Origin of the sequence: Brucella sp. IR073 (genome assembly GCF_049065735.1) — a bacterium.
Classification (GTDB): domain Bacteria; phylum Pseudomonadota; class Alphaproteobacteria; order Rhizobiales; family Rhizobiaceae; genus Paramesorhizobium.
The window spans coordinates 76,930-103,024 of record NZ_JBAKHD010000009.1 but is presented as its reverse complement, the minus strand read 5'-3'; the positions used below and the strand labels follow the sequence as shown (position 1 = coordinate 103,024).

Sequence of the window (26,095 nt, the reverse complement as noted above, 5' to 3'; positions counted from 1 at the left end):
GACCTCTTTAGAAGGCGTGAATGTCAGTTTGCTGACGGATGTTTTCAGCTGTTTTTCAGTTTTGTCACGGAAGCTTCAAGGAAGCGTTTTCCGAAGGATGATGATGCTCGGTTGGGGATATTATGTTTTGACGGAATCGCGAGGCACACCCCCCCTCTGCCCTGCCGGGCATCTCCCCCTCAAGGGGGGAGATTACACCTTCATCGATGTCGGCACCAACCGCAAACGTTGCAGAACGAGGTTGGAGCGTCGTGTCAGCCAATCTCCCCCCTTGAGGGGGGAGATGCCCGGCAGGGCAGAGGGGGGTTACTGTCCCACCCATGCTTCCGTCAAAAAGCTCTAATAGCTCAAAGACCTTCCCGAGCGATGCGACGCGGACGACCCCCGAAGACGCGCCTTGCCGCCGTTTGCCAGCCGGAAAGCCGACTAACGGCGGCAAGGCCAACGTCATTGGCCGGCCATCAGGCGCCGGCCAGATCCTCTGCCAGGATATCGGCTGGGATGTTCTGGTAGGAAACCGGACGCAGGAAGCGGCGGATGGACATGGTGCCGACGCTGGTTGCGCCGAAATTGGTGCTTGCCGGATACGGGCCGCCATGGACCATCGAGTCGACCACTTCTACGCCCGTGGGAAAACCGTTGGCGAGAATGCGCCCGGCCTTGCGCTCTAGAACCGGAAGCAGTTTGCGGGCGTCATCCGCGTCTGCGGCATCCAGATGCAATGTCACGGTCAGCTGGCCTTCAAGCCCTTTGGCGAGATGAACCATCTCGTCCACCGACCGCACGCGGACCACGACGCCGAGGGGGCCGAACACCTCTTCACCCAGCGTGTGATCTTCCAGGAACGCATCGCCCGTCGTTTCATAAAGATTGGGCGAGGCTTCCCGGCCTGTGCTTTGGGTGGTGAGAACCGGCTTGACGGAATTACGGCTGTCGAAGCGGGCCTTGCCATCCTGATAGGCTTTCGCAATACCGTCGGTCAGCATGGTTTGCGGCGCGACCTTTTCCAGCGCATCGCGGGTGGAGTTCACGAAATTATCCGCGTCCGGCCCATCGATGACGACGGCAATGCCCGGATTGGTGCAGAATTGCCCAGCACCCAGGGTAAGCGAGCCGGCCCAGCCCTCGCCAAGCGAGCTTGCGCGCGCCTTGACAGCCTGCGGCAGCATGAACATCGGGTTGACCGAGCCCAGCTCACCGAAGAACGGAATCGGCTCCGGCCGCTGCGCACAGAGATTGAAGAGGGCGCGCCCTCCTGCAAGCGATCCGGTGAAGCCAACAGCCTTGATCAGCGGATGCGTGACGAGCGCCTCGCCCACCTTGCGGTCGCCGCCCTGAATGAGGCTGAACACGCCCTTGGGCATGCCGGTCTTTTCAATCGCCGCAAGGATGGCCTCGGCTACGATCTCGCCGGTTCCGGGATGGGCCGAGTGACCTTTCACCACAACCGGGCAGCCCGCAGCAAGCGCTGCCGCCGTGTCGCCGCCGGCGGTAGAGAAGGCCAGCGGAAAGTTGGACGCGCCGAATACCGCGACCGGGCCGACCGGACGCTGCATCAGGCGAATTTCCGGACGCGGCAGAGGCTTGCGGTCAGGCAGCGCCTGATCGACGCGGCGGTCGAGATATTCGCCCTTGCGGATATGCTCGGCGAAAAGACGCAGTTGGCCCGTCGTGCGGCCACGCTCGCCTTCCAGACGGCCTGCGGGCAGGCCGGTTTCCTGCGTGCCGATCTCGGTGATGGCAGCGGCACGCGCCTCGATTTCATCGGCAATCGCGTCAAGAAATGCCGCGCGCTGCTCGCGCGAGGTATAGCCATACGTCCAGAACGCATCCTCGGCGGCCTCGCAGGCGCGGGCGACCAGTTCCGGCGTGCCGACGGCGAATTCATGTGACGGACCCGTCGCAGGCGCCGACTCGAAGGTCTTCTCGCCCGCTGTCCACGTCCCGGCAATCAGATGGCGTCCGTGGGGCTTCCAGCTCATTTCAATTCCTCTCCGCAATGCCTATCGCATCGCTATCCATATTTTCACATTCTCCGGATGGGCCGCATCACGCCCGTTCGGAGGCCTCGCACCGTCTAATAAAGGAATATGGCGAGGAAATCAGCGGCCTGACAGCAATTTTATCCTGCTCAAGTGCCTGACAATGGTGAGGTGCCTTCAGCCGGCGGCGGAACTCCCGCCGCCGGTGCATCATTGCGGTCAATGCGGTTGGCTGTTTCGCACCGCCGCCACGTCCGAGGCCTTGACGGCGCTGGCATTATTGCCCCATGCGGAACGAACGAAGCTTGCCAGTTCCGCGACTTCTTCGTCGCTCAGGCGGTCCGCATAGCCCTGCATCACCAGCCGCATCGGGCGCTTCTGCGTCGAAGGTACCTCGGCGCCGTTGAGGATGATCGAGATCAGCGGCTTCACCTCCGAACCGGTCACCAGATCATTGTCGGCAAGCTCGGGGAAGATGCCCGGCGCGCCTTTGCCCGTCACGAAATGACAAGCGGCGCAATTGTCGATGTAAAGCCGGGCGCCCAGGGGCATAGAGGGGGAAGCCTCCGTCAGCATGGTCGCCGTCTTTTCACCGGCGGAATCTGCTTCAGCAGCGGGAAGCGCCGTCGAGGCCTTCGTGGCAAAGCCCTGCGGCGTCTCGACCTCGCCGCCATCGATGCTCTTCAAGAAGGCTGCAATTGCCAGATTATCCGCATCGGTCAGGTGTTGCAGCGAGTCCCTGACGACGAACCCCATCTCACCATTGGCGGTCGAGTGCGCGTTGCGCCCCGTCGCGAGATAGGCCGCCATTTCCTCCATGGACCATTTCTGCGAAGCGGAGTTCGGTCCGCGCAGCGAGGGCGCGTTCCAGCCATCGACAACGCCGCCTGTGAGGAAGTCCTTGTCGCCGGCTTTAAGCCCGCTCTGCATCATCAGCGGATTGCGCGGGCTGTGGCAGGCCGCGCAGTGGGCCGGTCCTTCCACGAGATACTGACCGCGGTCCTGCATTTCGGACTTACCCGCCGGGGTGAAGCCTGCTTCATGCCTCAAAGCCAGCCAATTCCACGCGCGAATGCCGAAACGCATGTTGAACGGGAAACCGAGCTTTGTTTCCTGAACGGCGTTCTTCACCGGCGGGACCTGGTGCATGAAATAATCATAGAGCGCCCGGACATCCTCCTCGGTGAGCTTGCGGTAGTTCTCATAGGGCATCGCGGGATAGAGATGGGCCCCATCGGCGCGAATGCCGTCATAGAGGGCGGCGCGGAACTGATCGAGCGTCCAGTTGCCGATACCGGTTTCCGGGTCGGGGGTGATGTTGGTGGTCCAGATCGTGCCCATGGGGCTGGCGATCGGGCGTCCGCCGGCAAAGGGCTTGCCGCCCTCCGCCGTATGGCAGGCCATGCAGTCGGAGGCATACATCACATATTCGCCCTGTCCGGGGGCGGGTTTCCAGTCGGCGGCCAGTTCCTTCGTCGGCTTGGTCAGTTGCACAGGCACGAACAGGAAGGCCAGGAGTGCAGCAATTCCAATGATGACGAGAACGCCGATGATGCGCAGAAAAGTTTTCATCGCCATTCTCCTCAGATCAGCGGCCGCGGGTTGGACAGATATTGTGTGCGGATCGCATGCGCGGTGGAATAGGCAAGTCCGCCGAGAAGGCCGGTCGGGTTATACTGCGTGTTCTGAACGAAATTGCCCGCGCCGGTCATGAACACATTGTGCTTGTCCCATGCCTGCGAATAGCGGTTGACCACGCCCTCACGCGGATTGTCCGACATGATGTGGCCGCCTGTCGTGTGCGTCGTCTGATAGGGCCGCACATCGAACTGCGCGCCTTCCTTCTTGAACGACGATTGCAGCAGGTCCGGGTTCATGGTCTTGGCTAGTTCTTCCGCCTTGCGCTTCATGAACTGCGTCATGCGGATATCGTTGGGATTCCAGTTGAACGTCATCCGCATGAGCGGGCGGCCATGCCGATCCTTGTAGGTCGGGTCGAGGTCGAGATGGTTGGTCCGGTAGGACATGACGGAACCGTGGGTTCCGATATTCATGACATGGCCGTACCACTCGGCGATTGCTTTCTTCCAGCCCGCACCCCAGCTCGGCGTATTCGAGGGCAGCGCCATGCTGCGGATCGGCTGCCCGTTGGTCTGGCCGGCACGCCAGTAAGCGCCGCCGATAAAGCCTTCCCGTCCGAAATCGATCTGGTTGACGCCGAAATCATCGATGCACATGCCGTTCGCGCCGGTGCCGATGAACGGATTGAACTCTTCGTTCTTGTAGAAGAGCGACACGCCGCCGGTGAGCTGGTAGGCATAATTGCGGCCCGTCACGCCCTCGCCCGTCACCGGGTCGTAGGGCTGGCCGATGCCCGAAAGCAGCGCCAGATGGACATTGTTGAGCTGGAACGACGCCAGGACGACGATATCGGCGGGCTGGAAGACCTCTTCCTGGCTATTTTCGTCGAAATAGGTCACGCCGGTGGCCGTCTTGCCATCAGGCGCCATCTCAACGCGCAGCACCTCGGCCCCCGTGCGGTAGGAGAAATTCGGCATGCGCTTGAGTGCATCGAGAATCGCGGTTTGCGGCGAGGATTTCGAATATTGATAGCATCCGAAACGCTCGCAGAAGCCGCAATGATTGCACGGCCCCATCTGCATGCCATATTCGTTGACATAGGCCGTCGAAGCGATACCGCCGGGCGACGGGAACGGATGATATCCCATGGCCTTGGCCGCGTCCGCGAACTTCCTGCCGTCCCAGGTCGTGGGCATCGGCGGCATCGGATATTCACGCGAGCGCCATCCCTCGAACGGATTGCCGCCCTCGATGATCTGGCCCTTGATATTGCCGGCCTTGCCGGAAATGCCGGCGACGCGCTCGAACCGGTCGAAGAACGGCTCCAGTTCGTCATAGGTGATCGGATAATCGCCCAGCAACATGTCGTCGGGAATGATCTGCTCACCCCAGCGCTCGCGCACATAGGAGCGCAGCCGCAATTCCTCTGGCTGCGGACGCCAGTTGAGGCCGTTCCAGTGCGTGCCTGCGCCGCCGACGCCATTGCCCGGCAGGAAGGAGCCGAAGCTGCGATAGGGCAGCGCGACCTCATCCTGGTTGCGGCGCACCGTGACCGTTTGCTGGCTGGCGCGCTGCATCATCTTCAGCCGCACGCCATATTTCAGCTCGTCGATCATGTTGGGATACTTGAAGTCGGGGACCGTGTTCTGGTCGGGCCCGCGTTCGAGCGCCACGATTTCCAGCCCTTCCTGGGCGAGTTCCATGGAGAGGATGGCACCCGTCCAGCCGAGGCCGACGACGACCACGTCTTTCTTCTTTTCCTGGCGTGCCATTATGCCCTCTCCCCCTTGATCGAAACGGGACCCAGCGGGTAGCGGATATTGTGCCGCTCGACCCATTCCTTGTAGTTGGCGCGCGCGCCGGGGAAGCCGATATGGGTCCACGACTGCATGCCGTGATTGCCGCCATACATGGGATCGGCGAAATAACCTTCCTTGGTGTTCTGCAGGAGGACGGTGAAGAAATCGCGCAGCTCAGGCTGCAGGCCAACCTGGCCTTTCTGAAGAGCCGTCAGCGCCGCATCCTGCTGTTCCGCATTCAGCGCCGCGAATGCCGCGCCATATGTCTGCTCGCACCAGGCATTGAAGGCCGGGATAGCCTGCCGGTAAAGCTGCGCGGGGTTGAGCGGCGTCTGCCAGCCCAGCATCGGGTCAGCTGATGGATCATGCGGCCCGACCATATACCAATCATCCGCCCGGCCATAATCGCCGGCAAGCTGGAGATCGATGAAAACGGGCACCCGGGTTTCGATGGCGCCGGGACCGTCGCCCTCTGATGGGATCAACCGCGCCGTGGCGGCGAGGATGAAGGCCCATTCAACATCGTTGAAATATTGGCGCTCATATTGCTCGAGTGGAACGGGAGGCGTCTTCGGTTCCGCTTTGGCGGAGATGGGGAGCCCTGAAAGCACCGCGCTTGCGGCGGAAGCTTTCAAAAAGCTGCGCCGGCTCGGATATCCGGGAAGGTCGGTCATTTGCATTTCCTGCCGATTGGGTGGGTGGACGGTTCGATACGCTTTCCGAAAAAGCCACAATGCGAATCGTCCCGGCCATCATTCAGACAAATTCCGGCTCCGGAACCCCGCCCCCTGCGACAATCCGTCCATAAGACTATTTACGAGGCTGGCCTGCCAGCCCACCACGCCATCAAAACAAGCATACCGAGTGTAGACGCAGCTAACTTATTGTTGTTATTAGATAATATACGCAAAATCCGCCATGCGAAATCGGCCCATAGGCGAGATTTATGGGCGCTGCGCCAAATCGCAGCCATGTTGAGACAAATCAATGCAACTGGGAGATACATTCAGATCACGGATTGTTGTTCGTCCCGTGAACGGGGACGGTCTCCCAGGCAGCGCACTCGCTTCGGCTCCGTCAGGAAGCCACGTCAGCCTATTAACCACTCAGTTGGCAGAGACTCCCGACCCGGATGATCCCTGCAGGCGGGGCAGGATGAGCCGGGCCTGCAGTCCACCCTCCGGGCCGTTCGCCAGCACGATATCGCCGCCAGCGCGTCGTGCAATACCGCGAGCGATCGTCAGCCCTAAGCCGAAGCCGCCCGTCTTCCGGTTGCGCGAGCCCTCCAGCCGGCTGAATGGCTCGAACACCTCGTCGAGCTTTTCCTTTGGTATTCCGGGCCCCCTGTCGGCGATGGTCAGCACGATCTCCTGTTCGGTCTGGAACAGGTCGATGGTAACAGCCTTTCCGTAAGTGACGGCATTATCGATGAGGTTGGTGATGCACCGGCGCAGGGCGACCGGTTGCCCATAACATATCAGCCCGCGCGCATGCACGGTGTCCGGGCCGAATGAAATCTGCGGATATTCATCCGCGATGGAATCAATCAGCGACCAGAAATCGATCTTCTCCTTTTCTTCTTCGACAATTTCATAATTCGCAAAGTCGATGACGGATTTGACGATAGCGTCGATATCATTGAGGTCGTTTGCTAGGGCCTGGCGCAATTTGGCGTTTCGCAGCATCTCGAGCCGCAGCCGCGCGCGCGTCAGCGGTGTCCTGAGATCGTGGGCAAGAGCAGCGGCCAGATGCTCCCGCTCGGCGATGTAGCCTTTCAGCCGCTCCTGCATCGCATTGACGGCCCGGGCGGCGGATCTGTACTCGGCCGGGCCGATCTCCGGCAGGGGAGGATTTTTGACATCCGCGCCGATACGCTCTACGGCCTTTTCGAGCACCTGATAGGGCGCCGTCAGGCGGCGCATGGCCCAGATCGACATGATGATGACGAGCGCCGCAACGGTGCCGTAAAGCGGCAGCGTCTGTGGCGTCAGGATGGGATCCACCGGAGAGATCGGCGTCGAAAAATTCACCCACTGGCCGTCCCTGAATTGAATCGAGGCCATCAGTCTTTCGCTTTGGCTGAAGTCGGCGGCCAGATCCGACAACTCTTGCTCGACCACCCCCGCGCCCTGATCGGCCGGGTCGGGCAGGAATGCCGCAGCCTCCGTTTCGGGCATGTCGCGGCGAATACGGACATCCACAACCCCGAAGCTTGACATCCTCGCAACAAGAACATCCTCCAGCTCCGCCATTGTGTCATCGGATGCAATCGCGGATTTGACGACGGGAATATCAGAAAGGGACACCGGGCGGGAAGGAGTGGAAATGTTCGCCGCCAGCTTCTGCCGGCTTTCGGCCGGTGCCGCATAAAGGAGCTTCACCAGGGTATCGGCCCGCTCGCTTAGCCGGAAAAGCTCAAGGAAATTGTTGTTGTCGGCACGATCGCGCGAGACGATGGAGAGCGTCGCCGTCTGTGTCGCCACCAGGCCGGCAATCAAGATGAGCAGCAACCAGCTCGGCAAGGTCCGCGGCAAAAAGCGTTTCATTGCGCGACGACGTCGGGAACGAACTGATAACCGCCGCCCCTGATCGTCAGGATCAATTTCGGGGCTCTGGGATTGTCCTCCATCTTGCGGCGCAACCGGCTCACCAGAATGTCGATGCTGCGGTCATAACCGTATACGGCGTTGCTGCCGACGAGTTCGAGAAGCTGATCACGGCTGAGGACGCGCTGAGCGCTCTTGACCAGCGTTTCCAGTAGGTTGAACTCGGCGGTGGTCAGTTCCACCCGCACATCGTCAGGGGAAACCAGCCGCCGCCGGGAGCAGTCCAGTGTCCATCCGGCGAAACGGTATATCTGCGGCGCGATCCGCATGGCGGAAGCGGAAACGTCGAGCCGGCGCAGGACGGCCCTGATGCGGGCCAAAAGCTCGGCCGGCTCGAAGGGCTTGGAAACATAATCGTCCGCCCCCATTTCCAGCCCCACCACCCGGTCCGTCGTCTCATTGATGGCGGTGAGCATGATGATGGGAACGCGGGAGCGCATGCGGATATCCCGGCAAATCTCGATGCCGCTTCTGCCCGGAAGCATGACGTCAAGGATCAGAAGGTCTACGGGCATTCTCGTCAGAACGGCTTCCATCTCTTCGCCATCGGATGCGACCGACACCCGCAACCCGCGCTTCCTCAGAAAATCGTGGAGAAGCGTGCGGATATCCTGGTCATCGTCGACTATCAAAATGTGAGCATCGGTCTTCAAGCTGGTTTCCCGGATGGCATGAATGCAGATTTATTAAATTGCTCCTGCCGGACTGGCTAGAAGCCGATCATGCGTTTTCTGCGGTCGCAACAATCCAGAAACAAAAATCTACGAACGGGAAAAGCGGACGATATGCCGGGGTTCGATAAGAACATCGTTGATTCCGGTTGACTCAGCACGTTTCGGTTCGAATGGCACTCATGCGAATGACCTCGATCACTTCGGCAATCGCACTGGCAGGCGCGGTATTCATTGCAATGCCGGCCGAAAGGCTAGCGGCGGGGCCTTTGCTCACGCGGGTGGAAAGGTGCAACAGGCTGCAGCAACAGGTTCAACATGCCTTGGCACGACATACCGGAACAGCAAGGGCATCTGAAGCAAGAGCGCTGCAGAAGAAGGCAATCAAGTTCTGCGCAGGCAAAAAGCAGGCGCAGGGAATAAGGGCCTTTGCCGAGGCGCTGAAGTTGCTCGGCGAGCAGCCGGTCGATCAATAGCCGACATCCCAACCAAAAGGAAATACGTCAATGAAAAAGTCTCTTTTCACCGCTCTCGGCCTGGCTCTGGCGCTCGCCGTTTCCGCTCCCTTGGTGGCGACCAGCAATGCGGAAGCCGCCGGCGTCGCGGCGACGACGACCGCGAAGAAGCCGGTCAAGGCCGCTGCGCATCACGCCAAGAAAGCCAAAAAGACCCCCCATCACAAGAAACACAAGAAGGTCGTGGCGACCGCCAAGAAGCACTAATCGCCTCGATATGTTCAAAACGCCGGTCGGCAAGCGACCGGCGTTTTTGCTGGCGTGACGGCACGCCTGCCGGTCGCCGGTCTTTTCCTCATTCCGCCAGGCGATAGGTTCCGCTTCGGACAGCCTCGATGACCGCCGCAAGCGCCTCTTCCCTCGTATGCGCGTCTACCGGCAGGGCATGGTGTTCAAGCGGCCCCAGGGATGAGAGTTGCTTATGGAGTTCCGAAATCGGGCCCGGATCAGTCAACGTGTCCCCGCCACGCTCCTGGCAGCGCCGGATAGCCACATCGAGGGGCGGGCGAAGAACCACATAGTGAACAGGCACGGAGATTTGCCTGAACGGAGCGAGGAACCACGGCCCGATAATTCCGTCCACGATCACAAAATAGCCGCCCTTGGCATAGCCTTCGGCGGCTTGGGCCAGCACGCCGATAACAACGCTATTCTGGCCATGCGCTTCCGGCAGATAGGGCTCGATCGCGCCATTCTTGATGAAATGCCAGAAATCGTCGGAATGGAGATGCACCTTTGACGATCCGGGCTCTCTGGCGAGGGCCTGCGCTGTGGTCGTCTTGCCGGAACCGGGAGGCCCGGTCAAAATGAGGATTTCGCCCGTGTGATCCATGCGTGTCCACCTAAGATCGAGCCGGTCAGTTTGTCAATCAACCGGGGTCGAGGACGGCACCTCAGCCCCGGCGAAACTTCGCCTGATGTAGCCGTCCTGTCGTCGCAGACAATTTACCGGCCTGAACATTGATGTCAGTTGGTTTGGCGGCCCTCTTCTCGATATTAATCCTCCCGCCCGCCATGGCGCCTGACGCGCCGGCGAAGTTTTATTTCCAGAGTTCGATTCATGGTTTCCCCATCCTCATCTTCGCGCTTGGCTTTCGATCGCGTACGGAGCCTGTCATGGGCGTCGGGGCTTTCGGCGTTGGTTTTCCTGCTCGTCGCGGGCGCCGCGCTGTGGGTGCGTCCGCCATTGGCCATCGATGAAACGCGCTATCTCACCGTCGCCTGGGAAGCCTATGTCAACGACCACCATCTGCTCCTTACGCTCAACGGCCTTCCCTATACCCATAAGACGCCGCTGCTCTTTGCCATGGTGGAGGAAATCTGGGACGTCACGGGCCCCAACCAGTTCCTGGCACGGCTGGTGCCGGTCATCTTCGGCGCTGCCGCCGTCCTGCTCTTGCGGGTGCTGGCGAGCCTTCTTGCCGGCGAGGACGGCGAGACCGCGCTTTCCGTCGGCCAGCCGCACTGGATTCTCGCGGGCCTGCCGATGTTCGCGATTTTCGGTCAGGCCTTCATGTTCGACACCATGCTGACCTGCGGCGCTGTTATCGCGACCATCGGCACGGTCACCGCAGCACATGGACGGATGCGCGCCGGATTGCTGCTGCTCATCCTCGGGGTCTCGCTCGGCTTTGCCAGCAAGGGGCCCGTCATTCTCCTGCACACCGTACCGGTTGCCCTGCTTGCGCCTTTCTGGGCGGCACATGAATTGCCGGTTTCGCGCAAGAAATGGACGCTGCTGGCGACCGCAGCCATTGCAGCCGGCGCGGCGATCAATGCCTTATGGATCGTGCCTTCCCTCGTCGAAATGAGCAAATCGACTGGCTGGCAGTTGGTCTGGACCCAGACGTTCGGGCGGGTGGAGGGCAAATTCGGCCATCCGCGTCCGATCTGGTTCTTCTTCGCGCTGCTGCCCGCCCTGCTGCTGCCCTGGACATTCAGCGGCGCCACCTGGTCACGCCGCGTATGGCAGCGGGCATTGAAGGCGGAAAGCGTCCGGCTCGGACTGGTGTGGTTCGTCTCCGCCCTCGTCCTGCATTCGCTCTCCGCAGGCAAGCAGGCTTATTACCTGCTGCCCTCGCTGCCGGGCGCTGCGCTGGCCCTCGCGGGCCTCGTCGAGAGCGCGGCGGCAGAGGGCAAGGATGCATTGAAGGCTCCCTTGGCGGCAGGCGCTATTCTCATGGGCGCGGGTGGCATCCTCTTCCTCGCCGGGGCGCTGTTCCCGGCAGAGGCTCGCGCTATACTGGGCGTCGATACGGCAACGGCAATCCTTCCGCCGCTTGGTCTGTTTCTATGCGGATTTCTCTGCTGGCGCCTCATGCGGACGCGCGATCCCCGGCGGCTTGCGGCGGGGTCCGCCATGGCGCTCGTCGCCTTGCTGTTCGCACAGATGAGTCTGTCCCCAGTCTGGCAGTTGAACGACCCATCGCGCATCGTCGCGGCGGTGCCGGACCTGCGCGAGCGTCCGGTGGCATGGGTTGGCGAATATAATGGCGAAATCGGCTTTGCCGCCGCCCGCACGGCACCCGTCGATATCCTTGATAGTGCCCGGCAGGCTCCCGCGTGGCTGAAGGCTCATCCTGAAGGCGTGGTGCTGGATGATGCCGTCGAGTCCAAGGCGGCAGTCTACGGGCTGCAGACACGCTTCCTGCGCTGGCGTGGCCGTTACCTGGCAATCATGACCCGGTAGGGCTGGCCCATCCTTCAGGGGGCTGGTACCATTCGCCGATTTTCGTTCCGGATAAGAAGGCTCAGCCGCCAGCCGGAACAAACCGTCGTGCAAGGGACCGCGCGGCCCAGTCGAGCGCATAACCGATGATGCCGATGACGATGACGGTCGCCATGAGCTGCGGATAGGCAAGGCGGTCGCGCGTATCGAGGATGAAATAACCGAGCCCCGCCTGAACGCCCAGCATCTCGCACGGCACCAGCACGATCCAGGTGATGCCAATGGCAAGGCGCAGGCCCGTCAGCACATGCCCGAGCACGCCCGGCACAATGACGCGGCAAAGCGTCTCCCAGCGGGTAGCCGCAAGGCTGCGCGCGAGCAGAAGCAGGTGAGGGTCGAGCTGGCGCACGCCCGCCACGGTATTGAGCAGGATCGGCCAGAGGGCGGCAAAGCCGAGCAGGAAATAGATCGGCGCGTCACCCACCCCGAACACCATCACCGCGATGGGCATCCAGGACAAAGGCGAGATCATGCGCAGGAACTGGAAGGCGGGCGTGGTTGCGGCTTCCGCCAGCTTCGAGACGCCCACCAGCAGGCCTACGGGAACGCCAACCACCAGCGCGATGCCGAGGCCGACGAGGATACGCCGCAGGCTGACGAAGATATGGTGCCAAAGATCCGGCCCGGCGGCGAGATCGAACAATGCCGGCAACGCAGATGCCGGCGAGAAGCGGCGCGCGAAACTGCGCTCCCCCGCCAGCACATCGGTGCCGAGCCACCACAGCGCAAGCAACAGGATGAGGCCGGAGAAGCCAAGCGTCACATGCAGCGCGCGGCGCCCTGACAGGGTCAAAGGCCGTTTCGTCTCCCCTTCCCCATGGCCAAGGCTGGCTGGGCTGCTCTTCTCTGCGATTGCGCTCACGCCTCGATAACCTCCAAGCGGGTGAAGGACCCGTCGAGCCCGAAAGCCTGCAACCCGCCGGCCTCCGTGACCGCCTTCCGGACGAAGCGGTCATCCACCAGATCCCGCGCCGCATATGCCGGATCGAGCGCATCGAGAAAGGCGCGGTCGCCTTCGACATGCGTTTCCTTGAGCAGCTTCACCAGCTCTTCCGTATAGGTCGGGAACGGATAGGGCTGGAAGTCGATGCGCCGGTCGCGCCATTCGGGATGCCGGATCGCGCCTGACGCGACATAGGCCTCAGCGGCGCCCTCGTCCGGCGCCAGCACGCGCTTCAGGATATCGATGCTGTGCGGCGTATATTTCTGCTCATGCGCGGATGAAAGAAGGTGAGCGGTCTCCGCACGGTTGCCGCGCGTCCACAGCTGCGCCTTGACCATCGCATTGACCACCTTCTGCGACCATTCGGGCCGCTCCGTGAGATCCTGCTCGTGCATGAACACGACGCAGCAGGCATGGTCCTTCCACACGTCGCCGGTAAAGCGCAGGATCTTGCCGATATCGTTCGCTTCCGCGGCAGCATTGAAGGGCTCGGCGACGATATAGCCGGCAATCTCGCCGGAAGCGAGGGCGGGCACCATATCCGAGGGCGCCATGATGACAAGGTTGACTTCGTCGGCCGCGACCGTCCCGGATGCGCGCGTCACCGCTTTCAATCCGTTCTCCCGCAGCAGCTTTTGCAGCACGACGTTGTGAATCGAATACCAGAAGGGGATGGCGACGGTCTTGCCGCCGAGTTCCGCGACCGAGTTGATGTCATGCGCCACGCTGACGCCGGACCCGCTAGTGTGGTTCCAGGCAACGATTTTGGCCGGCGTCTGGCTGCCGTAACGCGCCCAGACAGTGATCGGCGACAGGAGATGCACCACATTCACCTGACCGGCAAGGAAGGCTTCCACGATCTGCGACCAGCCGCGGAAAAGCACCGGCTTTTCGACCGCCAGTCCCTCGGCTTCGAAGAAGCCCTTGCCATGGGCGACCAATAGCGGCGTGGCGTCGGTGATCGGCAGATATCCGATCCGCACCGGCTCGTCCGCAGAGCGCGCCTGCACCTTGCGCGCATTGAGTAAGGGCAATGCGCCCGAAACGGTCAGAAGGGCCGACAGCTTGACGATGTCGCGGCGGGAAAACAGAAAATCTTCGGTTGGCATGAGAACTCCTGTCAGAGCATGATCCGGAATGATTGCCGGTTTCCGAGTAAGATCATGCCGAAAAAACGGTGGCTTAAAGCGGCGTTCCTGCTCTAGTGGCGGCGAACCGCACTGCGAAGCGTGCTGAGGATGCCGATGCGGATATGGCCGAGTTCGGAGACGAAATCGTCGCGTGGACGCGGCAAATCTATCGTCCACTCGCCGATCTGCGCGGCCGGCGCACCGCCGAGCAGCAAGATCCGGTCCGAGACCAGCAAGGCTTCATCGATGTCGTGGGTGACGAGCACCGCGGCGGTGCCATAATCGCCGACGACCTTTACCAGCAGCCGCTGCATTTCGGAGCGCGTCACTTCATCGAGCGCGCCGAAGGGCTCGTCCAGAAGCAGGACCTGCGGCTTGCGCGCCAGACAGCGCGCCAGTGCGGCGCGCTGCGCCATGCCGCCCGACAATGCTGCAGGACGCAGATGCCGCGCATGGTTCAGCCCGACCTCGGCAATCGCCGCATCGACGCGCGCCTTGCGCTCCTCACGGGCAAGCTTGGGTTGATGCTTGAAATCAAGCCCGAAGCCGACATTCTGCTCCAGATCGAGCCATGGCAGCAGGGCGGGGTGCTGGAAAGCCAGCGCCAGCCGGGGATCGACGCCGGAAATGAGCCGCCCCGCCGTTTCGACCTGCCCGGCGGTGGGCTTTTGAAGACCCGCCAGAACGCGCAGCAGGCTGGACTTGCCGACGCCGCTCGGCCCCAGAATGGTGACGACTTCACCGGGGGCAAGGTCGAGGCTGAAATCGGCAAGGACACACCGCTCCGCGCCGGGATAGCGCAGCGCGATCTGGCGGGCGCTCAGCGCCGGAATGGTGCCGGTCGCGCTCATGCCGCCTGCCGCTGCTGTTGAAGCGCCGTCTTGAGCTGAACGAGGCTCGGCGTAATGAGCGGGATGAATGCAGCCTCGCGCCAGCGTCGCGCGAAATCCCTGCCCGGCTCGGCGAGATAGGCGCGGCCGCCGGCTGCCTGCAGTTCCAGCGTCACCGCCTCGGCAACGATCTCGGCGAGCCTTATACGCAGCTCGAACAGAGATGGCGCGTCAGCCTCGAATTCGCGCGAGCGAAGCCCGCTGACAAGGCGCGCCTGCGCGCGTTCGAGACGGCGGCGCAGATCGGTGATCGGCTCGCCCAGCACGCCACGCCCCGAACCGGCCACGTTTGCAGCTTCCGCAAGGGAGCGGCGCGCAAGCCCGATGGACATGCCGCATTGCAGCCCGACAAAGGCCGGGCGCACCTGCGGCAGCCATTCCGCGGCGTTTTCAGCAAGGATCCGGTTGCGCCCGACCCGCACACCCGTAAGCGTGATGGCCGCCGTGTCGGACGAGCGCATGCCCATCAGGTCAAGGTCGGAGGAGCGGCTCAGCCCATCATCGTCATGGGCAAGCGAGACGATGAAGGCGGGCTTACCATCGGCCCTATCCACCGCGGCGGCGACGTGGAATCCCGCCGGGCGCAGGTTGGTGACCCATGGCAGCTTGCCATCGAGCACCAAGGCACCCCCCTCCGCCCGCGCCAGGATTTGCAGCGGCTCCAGCCCGGCAAGAAACTTCATCGCGTTGGACAAGCCCGTCGCCCCGGCAACCCGCCCTGCCAGAAGGGCCGGCAGATAAGCTTCCGCAAGCTCGCGGTTCGGGCTCTGCAGAAGGTATTCGATATAGGTGCGATGCCCCCACAACACGAAGGCAGCGGCAAGCGACTCCTCGGCCACCGCTGCGACCGCGAGCACGCCCTCGACGATATCGCCCCCGCTTCCTCCAGAAGAGACCGGCACGCCCGCCGCCGGGAAACCGGCAGCGGCAAGGTTCGGGAGAATGCTTTCGGCAGGCTCCGTGCCGCGGTCCAATCCGTCCGCGGCCTTTACGATCCACTCGGCGAATTCAGCGGGAAAAGCGGCGGACGCGCTCATTCCGCGGCGACCGGAACGCTTCCCGGCTCCCAGCGATAGGGTTCAAGCTGGGGGTTGAGCGGCGGCTGGCCGAGATTGTTGGCAAAATTGCACAGCGTAGCGAGGCTGACGCCCAGCACGACCTCGAGCGCCTGCTGATCATCGAATCCCGCCGCCTTGAACGCGGCCAGCGCCTCGTCGGATACGGCGCCGCGCGAGGCGATGACCGCCTCGGTGAAACGCGCGACCGCATCGAGCCGTGCGTCGGGCACCTCGGTCTTTCCACGCAGCGCGCTGACGATCTCTTCGCCGAGCCCTGCCTTCTTGTAGGATATGGCGGTGTGACCGGCGACGCAGAAGCCGCAGCCATGGGTGGCGGCAGCCGTGATCTGGACCGCTTCGCGCTCGGCCAGTGTCAGTGAGGCGCGGCCGTTGATGCCGCCCACGGTAAGGTAGGTTTCCAGCGCCACCGGCGCATTCGCCAGCACGCGAAGCAGGTTGGGCAGGTAACCATTGTTCTTTTCGGCGGCGATCAGCCGTTCCTTCGCCTCTTCAGGAGCATCTTCGATCGTACGCAGCGGTAGCCGGGACATCGCGTTTCCTCACCTATTTATTAGCAGAAGCTGCAAAATAGCACCTGCTAACGACGGTTTACGGCTACAGGATCATAAATTCCGTCCGTCCAAGGAAATTCTATTGTGCATACGGCGCGCAAACGGGAAGAAAATTCCGCGCCTGGCCCATCGATGCGCTGGCGGCCGCGCGACTGCATCATGTCGACCGCCGTGGTCGCAATGCCAGTCTGAAACTATTCCGTTTTGTTATGTCTTGGCCGATGATAAAGACGCTTCCTTCCCTCTTTTTCGGATTTCTATCATGACCGATACCTCCCCTTTCCCTGTGTTCGACGGCCATAATGACGTGCTTCTGCGGCTCCGGCAGGGCCGCCGCGCGCCGGTGGAAGCCTTCTTGGAAGGGGAAGCGGCTGGCCACATCGACCTCCCCCGCGCGCGAAAGGGCGGTCTCGCGGGCGGCCTTTGCGCCGTCTATGTCCCCTCGCCTTTGAACCAGAAGGACGTAAACGGAGACTTCCTGACGCCCGCTCAGCCAGATGCGCTCAACGAGACACTGGCGATGGCGCGCATCCTCTTCGAGATTGAGGCGCAGTCCGCAGGCGCGGTCAAAATCTGCCGTACGGCGGAAGATATCAGGAACTCGATTGAGAAAGGACAATTCGCCGCCGTCTTTCACATCGAGGGCGCAGAGGCGATTGCGGCTGATCTCGACGCGCTCTATGTTCTCCATCAGGCCGGGCTGCGGACGCTCGGTCCGGTCTGGAGCAGGCCGAACGTCTTTGCCTATGGCGTGCCTTTCCGCTTTCCCTCGACGCCCGACATCGGCGAAGGTCTCAGCAACGCAGGCAAGGATCTGATCCGCGCCTGCAATGAGCTCGGCATCATGATCGATCTGTCCCATATGAACGAGCAAGGCTTCTGGGATATCACCAAACTCTCGAAGGCCCCGCTCGTCGCATCCCACTCCAATGCCCATGCGCTCTGCCCGCATAGCCGCAACCTTACGGACCGGCAGCTCGACGCGATACGCGACACGGGCGGCCTCGTCGGCATCAATTTCGGCGTGCTTTTCCTGCGCGACGACGGCGTGAAAAACCCCGACACCAGCCTCGACTTGCTCGTCCGCCACATCGCCTATGTGGCGGAGCGGATCGGCGTCGACCATGTGGCGCTCGGGTCGGATTTCGACGGCACCACCATTCCGCAAACGCTCGAGGATGCAACCGGCCTGCCGAAGCTGATCGAGGCCCTTCGCACCCATGGCTTCAACGAGCAGGAGATCGCGAAAATAGCGCATGGAAATTGGATCAGTGTGTTGGAACGCAGTTGGACTGCTTGAAACGCAAACCCGAACCGCCCCATAAAAAGTGGCGGCGGGATGACCGCCGCCACTCGGCTACGAAGCAGAATGCGTCAGTAGCCGCGCGCCGCGCCCGATGCGGCACGGCTGTCGATGGCACCATAATAGCGATTGCCGCCATCGGTGTTGCCGGTTTTCTCGATGTCGGCGAGGCTTTTCCCACCGACCAGTATTCCGGCAGCCTTCCCCCATACCGGCCAGTCATCGTCGACGCGGACGTCATGCCCCATCTGGGTCAGCAACCGCTGCGTATCCGGTGACAGGGCGTAAGGCTCCATATAAACCCTGTCCGGCAGCCATTGGTGATGGATGCGCGGCGCGTCGATTGCTTCCTGAATGTTCATGCCGTGATCGATGACATTGATGATCGCTTCGAGCGTGATGGTGATGATCCGTGAGCCGCCCGGGCTGCCGATGACCATGAACGGCTTGCCATCCTTCGCCAAGATCGTAGGGCTCATCGATGAGAGCGGCGTTTTCTTCGGCGCTATGGCATTTGCCTCGCCCTGCACCAGGCCGTAAAGATTGGGGACGCCGGGCTTCGCGGTGAAATCGTCCATCTCATTGTTGAGAAGAATGCCGGTTCCGGGCGCAACGACCCCGGCGCCATAAGAGCCGTTGAGCGTATAGGTCACCGCGACAGCGTTTCCGTCGTCGTCGATGATTGAATAATGCGTTGTCTCCGTGCTTTCACCAAATCCCTTCGGCATCAAATCCTGCGAGACGCCCGCCTTGAACGGGCTGATCTTTTCGCGGATCTGCCGGGCATAATCCTCGTCGAGCAGCTTTCCGGTCGGATTCTGCACGAAATCCGGGTCGCCCAGCGCGGTGTTGCGGTCGACATAGGCATGGCGCATCGCCTCGACCATGAGATGAACCGTATCGGTCGAGCCATAGCCCAGATAGGAGATCGGATAGCCTTCGAGGATATTGAGAATCTCGCATATGATCACGCCGCCGGAGCTTGGCGGCGGCGAGGAAAAGATATCATAGCCGCGATAATTGCATTTCACCGGCTCCATTTCCCGCACCTGATATTGCTCGAAATCCTCCTTGGCGAGAATGCCTTTCTTCTCCTGGCTTGCCTTGACGATCGCATCCGCAATCGGCCCCTTGTAGAAGGCATCCGGCCCCTGGTCGGAGATGAGAGCAAGCGACTGGGCGAGATCGGCCTGCACCAATGTATCGCCTGCCGCATAGGGCTTGCCATCGGGCTTAAGGAAAATGGCGGCGGCAGCCGGATCCTTCGCCAGCGTCTCGGCACTTTCGGTGAGCGAAGCGACATCGCCATCGCTGAGGACAAAACCGTCCTTAGCGAGCTTGATCGCTGGTTCCATCAGTTCCTGCCGCGATTTGGTGCCGTAGCGGCTTCTGGCGGTTTCCAGCCCCAGCACCGAACCCGGCACGCCGACAGCCAGATAGCCGTCCGTGCTCAAGCCCTTAACCGGGTTGCCCTTGTCGTCGAGATACATTGTCCGTGTTGCGGCAAGCGGTGCGCGTTCGCGAAAATCGAGAAAGGTCGTCTTCCCATCCTTGAGACGAATGGTCATAAAGCCGCCGCCGCCAATATTTCCCGCCTCGGGATAGACGACGGCAAGAGCATAGCCGACGGCCACGGCGGCATCCACCGCATTGCCGCCATTCTTGAGAACCTCGACGCCGACATCCGATGCAAGGTGCTGCGCCGTAACCACCATCCCATGCCGGCCTTCGACCGGTTCGGGCGATGCGGCGAAGACCGCCACCGGCGTGGACAGGCCGACACCGAAGGCGACAAGAACGGCAGTCACTCGGCTGTACAGAGTATTCATGTTCGTTCCTCCCACTATCAAGACAATGGAGGTTCGAGCTTTGCGGGCCCCTCGTCAAGCCTACAAAAGTGGGGTGCCGCATGACGAACTGCCCGCTTTCACTTCACGAACACCGCAATGGCCTTTTCCCGGATGGTAAATTTCACCGGCGTTCGCGTCTTCAGTTCTCCATCCAGATTGACCGGCATGGGCTTGCGGGTACTTATGGTGAGCTCACGCGTGGAAAAGGCGCGAACATCGTCGGATTGGCCGTGAGTCCCACGGCGGAGGCTAGGAAGCAGGGCCAGCAGCTTCCACCAATGGTTTACCTCCAGGCTGAACACGTCGAGCATGCCGTCGAAAACGGTCGCGTCGGTGTGTACTTTCATGCCGCCACCATAAAAGCGTCCATTTCCGACCGAGACCTGAAAGGTTCGAAGCCCTTTGGTTTGTCCGTCATGTTCCAGAATGGCTGTAAACAGGCGCGAGTTGGCGAGCAGCCGTGCCGCGACGATGCCGTAGCCCAGCTTCCCCCACCGCTTCTTCGCCTCTTGCGTTAACGAGGCGGCAAGCTCCGCGCTGAAACCGACGCTGGCGACATTGAAAAACGGGTGACCATTGGCGTCGCCAAGATCGACCTTTGCTGTTTTCCCTTCGGCTATGATCTTCACCGCTGCCGTGAGCTGGAACGGAAGGCCGACCGTGCGCGCGAAATCATTGGCCGTGCCCAAAGGCAAGACGCCCAGCGGCAGCCCGGTGGCCAGCAATCCTTTTGCAGCGGCATTGAGGCTGCCATCACCGCCGCCAACGATGACCCGGTCAACCTGCGCCGCTCTGTTTATGATCGCATCGGCGGGCGTCTCGCCGCTATCGTGAGGCAGCTCGATGAATTCGACGCCCGCCTGGCGCAGCAATTCGCGCACTTTCGGCAGGCTTTCGCGCCCCTGGCGGGAATTTGGATTTACAAGAAGAAGTGCGATGCCCGTCATGCCTGGCTTCCTATAATGTCGCGCCTGTCCCGTCCATACGGCTGATCGGCCGGCAGCTTATACTTCGGCAATAAAAATATCATTTGAAAGCGGCGCAAGCAGGCGGCATGTGCTTTATCGCGGCCATGCCGGCCGCATAATATTCGATGATATTTTGAGGAACGGAAAGACAGCATGCATATTGAGGAGCAGCCGGGGGATGAGGACGGCAAGAAGGCGCGCAGGCAGGCCTATCTCGTCCGTTACCTCGCGGAAAATCATTATATATCGCTTGAGGAGATTGCCGCCCGCTTTTCTGTGACCACTCAGACGGCCCGCCGGGATATCATGGCGCTCGAGCGGCAGGGCAAGGTTCGCCGGTTGCATGGCGGGGCTGTCGCTTCCACACCGCTCGATCCGGTCGTCTATCGCGAGCGGCGCGTGGTCAATGCGGAGCGCAAGGAGGCGATCGGCAAGCGCGTGGCCGCACTTCTGCCCGACAACGCTTCGGTCTTCATCGACACGGGCACGACCTGCGAGGCGGTGGCGCGCGCGCTCACGGCGCGCAAGGGATTGCGTGTCGTCACATATAGCCTCCGCGTTGCGACCAGCTTGAGCGAAGCCACGGATTTTACCATCGCGGTTCCCGGCGGTTTCGTGCGGCAGGTGGATGCCGGCGTCTTCAGCCAGAATGCACCTGAATTCATCCGGGCCTTCAAGTTCGATTACGTCATCATCTCTGTCAGCGGTATCGATGAGGATGGCGATATCGGCGACGACGATTATGCAGAAGTGGCCGCCGTTCGCGCGGCGATGCAACAGGCGGGCCGGGTGATATTGGCCATCGATGGCAGCAAATTCGGACGCCGCGCGCTCGTGCGCCTGGGCTCGATCACCGAAGCGGATATGATCGTCACCGACGCGCTTCCTACCGGCAACCTTAAGAGGATACTGGACGAGAGCCGCACGGAACTGCATCTGGCTGGACCTGCGGCGGAAGGTGCCGGTTCCAAATAGCGTTCGATGGGTACGATCACGCAACGGCGGTTTCACCGGAAGATGCCAAGATAAACCGCCGGACCTGTCGGCAAGTTTGAGACCCTGTTTCATACCGCCATTCCTGCTGTGGAGCTATTGGCTTTCAAGGCAGCCATCAGCATGGGTCCGACGGAGAACTCCCCTGCCCTCGCCTTGCGTGTCAGGATGCGCAAATAGCCCCCGGGAGAGGCGATCTGGCTTGCGCGCTGCAGCATGCAGGCGATGGTCGCAGCCGTATTTTCTGTTCCGAGCGCCTGAACCGCCTCGTGATAAACCGGGGCCGAAATGCCGAGATAGTTTTTGACCTGCGCGGCAATGGCCGCCAGATCGCGCCAATTGCCGATGCCGTGAGGGGCGTAATCGGCAATGTCAGGGCACGCACGGAGGACCAGTTCGAGCGGATAGGCTTCCACGGGCTTCCTGATTTGTGTGTTTGCCTGATTTTCATTCAAATCCTTTTTTGAAATTAAACCTGATTCAATAAGGATTTTGGTATCTGAACTAGATTGCTGCCGCTCATTCTGGGACTCATTGCCGCCCACATTTTGAGCATTTACGTGTAATTCCAACAGCTTGGCGACGCTGACGCGCAAGTCTGCGAGTTCTGCGGCAATCTTCTCCAGTTCGATCCGCTCGGCGCGGCGCGGAATAGCTTCGACGATGGCTCTGAAACGCGCCCACAGCACGTCCCAGTCGCCGGGAATGCGCTCTCCTGCGGCGACCTCGATCAGCTTCTGGATGTCCCGGCGATGGAGCGTGATCTGCTCACGGGCGAGATGCAAGGCTTTCGCTTCGGCTCTTACCAGTTCCGCGTTCTGCTTGAACTCATCGGCGCGAACCAGCAAAGGCGCGAGAGAGAAACCGAAAGCCTCATCGATCTCCCCTCCCCTGCCCTTGCGGGCATATCGCTTGCCGTTTGGACTGTCGCGTCGAATGATCAGTCCGCAATCTACCAGCGCGGCCAGATGCCGGCGCAGTGTTGCGTCCGCCATGCCATGCGCGCGCAAGGCAAGCTGGGCGTTCGATGGGAAGACGACAAGCCCATGCTCCTGGGCGAGCTCGTTTTCCGGATAGAACGTCAGCAGCGCATTGAGCACGGCCAGCGAGCGGTCCGAAATGCCGATGAGAGCCTTGCCTTCGCAAAGCCAGCGATAAATCTGCCACTTGTCCACGGCCTTGCTGAGCCCCGTTTCCTGGGCATTGATCTGATTTGCCAACATGGCAAGCGTCATCGGCCGCCGCCCAAAGGGCGTCGTTATGTTGCCAATCTCCATTTTCCTTCACCTTCTTGGAGGCAAAAGAAATCCGCTCGCCCAAAAGACGCTAAAGACTCTTGACAGTGATTCGTGGAAATGAGATTCTCTGATCGCTACATCTGAGAAGGGCTTCCACGACTGCGTCGCTGGGGGCCTTTTTCTTTTGCGGGTTTAGTCTCCTGTTACCTGTCCTTTTCCGATTGCCGGAATTCTGCATAGAAGCGGTCGAGATTCGCCGCCAGATATTCACCGAACTTGCCTGCATCCCGCGCCTTCAGCGCCAGATTGAAGCTCTTTCCGGTATTGCGGATATCGCCCGTCACGCGGTTGTCTGCAGCCGACCAGGCACGCGTCGGGCGCGGCTGAATGGTCTTCTTGACGGGCTTTTTGCTCGCGCCGTTCAGATGATTGAACATCAGGTCGAAGCGCTGGTCCTGCTCCGTTTCCGCAAATTCCGGGCTTGTGGCGAGCGCCAGCGCCGCCTCGGTGTTTTTCGGACGCTCGATCAGCTTGCGCAGCTCAAGCCAGCGGTCACGGCCGACACCCTTTGCCGGGCCGATCGCCTCGATGACCTCAGCCGGGATCGCCTTTGGAATGGTCAGCATCTTGCTCAGCGTCTGGTAATCGACCGATAGCGCCGACTGAATGGTTTCGCGCCCATAGCCGAGCCGCTCCAGCCTTTCGGCGAAAAGGACGCGCTCGATAAAGGTCAGATTGGCACGGGCTGCGTTCTCCTGTCCCTGCGCGATAATATGATCGATATCGGCAAGCGCCTTGACCACGGCGCGAACCGGACGTCCCAGCTCCCGGGCGACACGCAGCCGCCGGTGGCCGAACACGATCATGTAGCGGCCACTCTGTTCAGGATGCGGACGAATGAGGACGGGCGTATCCTGCCCCCTCTCCCTGATAGCGGCGAGCAATTCCTGATAGGCTTCATCATCCGCTTTCATACGGTCGGTGACGAAAGAGCCGTCGATGAGACTGGGATCGATTTCGACAATCGTCTCACCCTCGGTGAGCTTGGAGGCCTGCCGGGCCAGTTCGTCGATCGAGGAGGATATCGATTTAGCGGCGCCGAATTTGAGGAAACCGGATTCCGGAACGCTATCCTCAGCGGAATCGGACGTCTCCGCCTGCATCAGATTGCCAAAAATGTTTTTCCTAGCCATTTGCCCATCTTCGTTCGTATCTAGCCATCTGTTTTTCCACAAAAAATTACGCTTTTAGACGGCGGTCTACCTATTTTCGACCCCACGCCTCGTGGATCAGCTCGCGAATCTCCGAATTAACGGCCTCCAGCGATTCCATCGCGCGCTCATAGGTCGAGCGGGTCATCGCGGACTTATCGACTTCATAGAGCGTCTGCTTGGTGAGGCCAGCATCCGAAATCGCGGTCGATTTCAGCATAGGGTTTTTCAGCATCTGCTTCGCCAGCATGGACTGCATGAAGCCGACCATCTGCGCCTGCGGCACGTCCATCGGCTCGTATCGCGTGATGAGATAGCGGAACCAGTCGAGATCGACAGGAGCGCCCGCACGGCGGATGGTTTTGAGGATATCGCCGAGCATCAGCAGGAATTGTGACATGGACATGAGGTCCAGCATCTGGGGATGCACGGTGATCAGCACCGACGTCGCAGCGGCGAGCGCCGTCAGCGTCAGATAGCCAAGCTGTGGCGGGCAATCGACGACGACGATATCATAGCGCTCATCGACCTCACGCAGAGCGGTCTCGATCCGGTTCCAGAAGGTCTTGCCTTCCGTAGAGGTACGATCCTGCATGGCCAACGGGGTGTCGTATTCATATTCCTGCAGCTCAAGCGACGCGGGAATGATGTCGAGCCCTGGAAAGTTTGTGGGCCGGATCACCTCGGCGATGGGCTTTCGCTCCGAGTCATAACGGATCGCTTCATAGAGCGAGGGATATTTGTCGAGTTCCGGCTGGATGCCGTGCAGGGCGGAAAGCGAAGCCTGCGGATCGAGGTCGATGGCTAGGACGCGGTGGCCCGTGAGGGCGAGATGCTGCGCGAGGTGCGCGGCTGTGGTGGTCTTGCCCGAACCGCCCTTGAAGTTGACGACGGCGACGACCTGCAGCTTCTCGCCATTGCGGCGGTGCGGGACATATTTCTTGACATCCGCGCGGCCATTGCGGTCGAGATAGTGGCGCAGCTCCATGATCTGCTCGGCCGTATAGGTGCGCCGGCCGCCTGTATGAACGGTGGGCTCGACGCCCTTTCCTTCCAGATGCAGCTTCTTTAGATTGCTGGTCGACACGCCCAGGAAATAAGCCGCCTCGGCGAGCGAAAACTCCCGCAGGGATTTCGAGGCATTGGGTGGAAATGTCTCCAGACGCAGTTGATTGAGGCGCTTGGAGATCTCGCGCCCTTGGGACAGAATGACGTCGTCGAACGGCGCTGATGGCTGCGGAGCGGAGAAATTCATGTCGCGGAGACCTCAAGTAACGGCATTCGAGCGATTTTCGCTCAAGTACCGTCATTATGTCCGATTCTTGTAGGGCCGCAAGAAGTTTTAGGTTAATAAAGGGTTAACGCCGCCGAAGATGGGGTGGAAACGCGCCACCGGCGCGGAGAATCAGCCAACCAATTGATATTAAAGAGATAATTTTCAAAATAGACGGCGGTCTAATTTTATGCCCGAATTTTTGCCGAGGGAACGGGCGTTCGGGTGAATGGTCCGGGAATCTCGCCCCGGACCATCCGTGTCCCGCAACAGGCGGCTGTTAGTGCGCTTGCTTTTCCGGACGCTTGCCGTGATGCTCGCCCTTGTGGAAACGTTTGGCCGCGCGCAATTCCTTGCGGTCGAGCTTGCCGTCATCGTTGCGGTCGAGCGCCGCGAACTCTTTCGCCCGCTGCTTCTCGATTTCTTCGAGCGTCACCTTGCCGTCGCCATTCATGTCGAGGCGGCGCTGCATTCGGTCGGTGGCGCCCGCGGCTATGCGCTTTGTCGCGAGCGCTTCGAGCTCTTCGCGGGAGAGAGCACCATCGCCATTCGTGTCCGATGCCTTGAGGTCGTCCATCCTGGAGAACTTCGCGAGATCGATGGGCTCCTTGTCCATAGGCTTGCGAGCGTAGTCGGACAATTCGATCTTCGCATCGGCTGCATCGGTCTCATTGTTATCCTGGGCGAGGGCGGGCGAAACGAAGACGATTGAAGTGGCGAGAATGATATATGCCGGGAGGGATTTCATGGCTGGGGGACTCCTTTTACTTTCAACACGCCGCCA

General features: G+C 61.1%; 23 protein-coding genes. 5 read left to right on the top strand and 18 right to left on the bottom strand.

Going from position 1 to position 26,095, the window contains the following annotated elements; translation table 11 throughout:
• Nucleotides 1–461: 461 nt before the first annotated feature.
• From ACOWVG_RS17115 to ACOWVG_RS17090, 6 genes are all read right to left on the bottom strand, one after another.
• Complete coding sequence (locus ACOWVG_RS17115) at nucleotides 462–1,982, bottom strand: aldehyde dehydrogenase (NADP(+)) (RefSeq protein ID WP_420963541.1); 1,521 nt, start codon at nucleotides 1,980–1,982, stop codon at nucleotides 462–464.
• Nucleotides 1,983–2,201: 219 nt separating this feature from the next.
• Complete coding sequence (locus ACOWVG_RS17110) at nucleotides 2,202–3,554, bottom strand: cytochrome c (RefSeq protein ID WP_420963540.1); 1,353 nt, start codon at nucleotides 3,552–3,554, stop codon at nucleotides 2,202–2,204.
• Nucleotides 3,555–3,565: 11 nt separating this feature from the next.
• Complete coding sequence (locus tag ACOWVG_RS17105; RefSeq protein WP_420963539.1) at nucleotides 3,566–5,335, bottom strand: GMC family oxidoreductase; 1,770 nt, start codon at nucleotides 5,333–5,335, stop codon at nucleotides 3,566–3,568.
• On the bottom strand, nucleotides 5,335–6,036 hold the full coding sequence (locus tag ACOWVG_RS17100) for a gluconate 2-dehydrogenase subunit 3 family protein (RefSeq protein ID WP_420963538.1): 702 nt from the start codon (nucleotides 6,034–6,036) through the stop codon (nucleotides 5,335–5,337). The genes ACOWVG_RS17105 and ACOWVG_RS17100 overlap by 1 nt, the downstream gene beginning before the upstream one ends.
• 432 nt (nucleotides 6,037–6,468) lie before the next feature.
• Nucleotides 6,469–7,908 carry an ATP-binding protein gene (locus tag ACOWVG_RS17095; protein ID WP_420963537.1) on the bottom strand — a complete coding sequence of 480 codons (1,440 nt, stop codon included), beginning with the start codon at nucleotides 7,906–7,908 and terminating at the stop codon, nucleotides 6,469–6,471.
• Entirely contained in the window at nucleotides 7,905–8,621 is a 717-nt protein-coding gene (locus ACOWVG_RS17090) for a response regulator (RefSeq protein WP_420963536.1), read from the bottom strand. Before ACOWVG_RS17090 ends, ACOWVG_RS17095 begins: the two co-directional genes overlap by 4 nt.
• Before the next feature lie 206 nt (nucleotides 8,622–8,827).
• Between ACOWVG_RS17090 and ACOWVG_RS17085 the strand changes: the two genes are divergently transcribed.
• Together ACOWVG_RS17085 and ACOWVG_RS17080 are read left to right on the top strand one after the other, a co-directional pair.
• Nucleotides 8,828–9,115: a hypothetical protein gene (locus ACOWVG_RS17085; RefSeq protein ID WP_420963535.1), complete on the top strand. Its 288-nt coding sequence runs from the start codon at nucleotides 8,828–8,830 to the stop codon at nucleotides 9,113–9,115.
• 30 nt (nucleotides 9,116–9,145) lie between these two features.
• Nucleotides 9,146–9,361, top strand: a complete 216-nt coding sequence (locus ACOWVG_RS17080) for a hypothetical protein (RefSeq protein ID WP_420963534.1) — start codon at nucleotides 9,146–9,148, stop codon at nucleotides 9,359–9,361.
• Nucleotides 9,362–9,449: 88 nt separating this feature from the next.
• Here the strand turns inward: ACOWVG_RS17080 and ACOWVG_RS17075 are convergent, their stop codons facing one another.
• Nucleotides 9,450–9,986, bottom strand: coding sequence for an ATP-binding protein (locus ACOWVG_RS17075; RefSeq protein ID WP_420963533.1), 537 nt, complete (start codon nucleotides 9,984–9,986; stop codon nucleotides 9,450–9,452).
• Between the two features lie 306 nt (nucleotides 9,987–10,292).
• Between ACOWVG_RS17075 and ACOWVG_RS17070 the strand changes: the two genes are divergently transcribed.
• Nucleotides 10,293–11,843, top strand: a complete 1,551-nt coding sequence (locus tag ACOWVG_RS17070; RefSeq protein WP_420963532.1) for an ArnT family glycosyltransferase — start codon at nucleotides 10,293–10,295, stop codon at nucleotides 11,841–11,843.
• Nucleotides 11,844–11,904: 61 nt separating this feature from the next.
• On the opposite strand, the gene ACOWVG_RS17065 is transcribed toward ACOWVG_RS17070, so the two are convergent.
• From ACOWVG_RS17065 to ACOWVG_RS17045, 5 genes are all read right to left on the bottom strand, one after another.
• Complete coding sequence (locus tag ACOWVG_RS17065; protein ID WP_420963531.1) at nucleotides 11,905–12,744, bottom strand: ABC transporter permease; 840 nt, start codon at nucleotides 12,742–12,744, stop codon at nucleotides 11,905–11,907.
• Complete coding sequence (locus ACOWVG_RS17060) at nucleotides 12,741–13,934, bottom strand: ABC transporter substrate-binding protein (RefSeq protein WP_420963530.1); 1,194 nt, start codon at nucleotides 13,932–13,934, stop codon at nucleotides 12,741–12,743. The genes ACOWVG_RS17065 and ACOWVG_RS17060 overlap by 4 nt, the downstream gene beginning before the upstream one ends.
• 92 nt (nucleotides 13,935–14,026) lie before the next feature.
• Complete coding sequence (locus ACOWVG_RS17055; protein WP_420963529.1) at nucleotides 14,027–14,806, bottom strand: ABC transporter ATP-binding protein; 780 nt, start codon at nucleotides 14,804–14,806, stop codon at nucleotides 14,027–14,029.
• On the bottom strand, nucleotides 14,803–15,882 hold the full coding sequence (locus ACOWVG_RS17050; protein ID WP_420963528.1) for an acyl-CoA dehydrogenase family protein: 1,080 nt from the start codon (nucleotides 15,880–15,882) through the stop codon (nucleotides 14,803–14,805). The genes ACOWVG_RS17055 and ACOWVG_RS17050 overlap by 4 nt, the downstream gene beginning before the upstream one ends.
• Nucleotides 15,879–16,454: a carboxymuconolactone decarboxylase family protein gene (locus ACOWVG_RS17045; RefSeq protein WP_420963527.1), complete on the bottom strand. Its 576-nt coding sequence runs from the start codon at nucleotides 16,452–16,454 to the stop codon at nucleotides 15,879–15,881. The genes ACOWVG_RS17050 and ACOWVG_RS17045 overlap by 4 nt, the downstream gene beginning before the upstream one ends.
• A gap of 283 nt (nucleotides 16,455–16,737) precedes the next feature.
• Here ACOWVG_RS17045 and ACOWVG_RS17040 point away from each other — a divergent pair, with 283 nt between their 5' ends.
• Entirely contained in the window at nucleotides 16,738–17,775 is a 1,038-nt protein-coding gene (locus ACOWVG_RS17040) for a dipeptidase (RefSeq protein WP_420963526.1), read from the top strand.
• Nucleotides 17,776–17,849: 74 nt separating this feature from the next.
• Here ACOWVG_RS17040 and ggt read toward each other — a convergent pair whose 3' ends face one another.
• Together ggt and ACOWVG_RS17030 are read right to left on the bottom strand one after the other, a co-directional pair.
• Entirely contained in the window at nucleotides 17,850–19,607 is a 1,758-nt protein-coding gene (gene ggt / locus ACOWVG_RS17035; protein ID WP_420963525.1) for a gamma-glutamyltransferase, read from the bottom strand.
• A 98-nt stretch (nucleotides 19,608–19,705) separates the two neighbouring features.
• The gene (locus ACOWVG_RS17030; RefSeq protein WP_420963524.1) at nucleotides 19,706–20,575 is read right to left on the bottom strand and encodes a lipid kinase; all 870 of its coding nucleotides are present in this window, start codon (nucleotides 20,573–20,575) and stop codon (nucleotides 19,706–19,708) included.
• A gap of 174 nt (nucleotides 20,576–20,749) precedes the next feature.
• On the opposite strand from ACOWVG_RS17030, the gene ACOWVG_RS17025 reads away from it, so the two are divergent.
• Nucleotides 20,750–21,571, top strand: a complete 822-nt coding sequence (locus ACOWVG_RS17025; protein ID WP_420963523.1) for a DeoR/GlpR family DNA-binding transcription regulator — start codon at nucleotides 20,750–20,752, stop codon at nucleotides 21,569–21,571.
• Between the two features lie 89 nt (nucleotides 21,572–21,660).
• On the opposite strand, the gene repC is transcribed toward ACOWVG_RS17025, so the two are convergent.
• From repC to ACOWVG_RS17005, 4 genes are all read right to left on the bottom strand, one after another.
• A complete protein-coding gene (gene repC / locus ACOWVG_RS17020) occupies nucleotides 21,661–22,866 on the bottom strand; it encodes a plasmid replication protein RepC (protein ID WP_420963522.1) in 1,206 nt (401 codons plus the stop codon).
• Nucleotides 22,867–23,030: 164 nt separating this feature from the next.
• Nucleotides 23,031–24,020 (bottom strand): plasmid partitioning protein RepB, encoded by a 990-nt coding sequence (gene repB, locus ACOWVG_RS17015; protein ID WP_420963521.1) that lies wholly within the window; start codon nucleotides 24,018–24,020, stop codon nucleotides 23,031–23,033.
• A 70-nt stretch (nucleotides 24,021–24,090) separates the two neighbouring features.
• Complete coding sequence (repA, locus tag ACOWVG_RS17010; protein WP_420963520.1) at nucleotides 24,091–25,293, bottom strand: plasmid partitioning protein RepA; 1,203 nt, start codon at nucleotides 25,291–25,293, stop codon at nucleotides 24,091–24,093.
• Between the two features lie 298 nt (nucleotides 25,294–25,591).
• Nucleotides 25,592–26,059 carry an EF-hand domain-containing protein gene (locus ACOWVG_RS17005; protein WP_420963519.1) on the bottom strand — a complete coding sequence of 156 codons (468 nt, stop codon included), beginning with the start codon at nucleotides 26,057–26,059 and terminating at the stop codon, nucleotides 25,592–25,594.
• Nucleotides 26,060–26,095 lie beyond the last annotated feature (36 nt).